Below are 431 nucleotides of genomic sequence, written 5' to 3' on the forward strand. Positions count from 1 at the left end.
AGGACCCGTCGGACCAGTTGCACCATCAGCACCGTTGGTGCCAGCAGCACCCGTCGGGCCGACAGGACCCGTCGGACCAGTTGCACCATCAGCACCGTTGGTGCCAGCAGCACCCGTCGGGCCGACAGGACCCGTCGGACCAGTTGCACCATCAGCACCATTGGTACCAGCAGCACCCGTCGGACCAGTAGCACCATCAGCACCATTGGCACCAGCAGCACCCGTCGGACCAACCGGACCCGTCGGACCAGTAGCACCATCAGCACCATTGGTACCAGCAGCACCCGTCGGACCAACCGGACCCGTCGGACCAGTAGCACCATCAGCACCATTGGCACCAGCAGCACCCGTCGGACCAACCGGACCCGTCGGACCAGTAGCACCATCAGCACCATTGGTACCAGCAGCACCCGTCGGACCAACCGGACCCG

The 431-nt window shown here is 65.2% G+C and carries 1 protein-coding gene; it reads right to left on the reverse strand.

Annotated elements, in window-relative coordinates; all coding sequences use genetic code 11:
• On the reverse strand, positions 1 to 395 hold a 395-nt coding region (locus tag ABT115_RS25530), incomplete at its 3' end, for a hypothetical protein (protein WP_351794142.1).
• Positions 396 to 431: the final 36 nt, after the last annotated feature.

Source organism: Streptomyces sp. NPDC001832, assembly GCF_040297265.1.
In the GTDB taxonomy this organism is placed as follows: Bacteria; Actinomycetota; Actinomycetes; order Streptomycetales; family Streptomycetaceae; genus Streptomyces.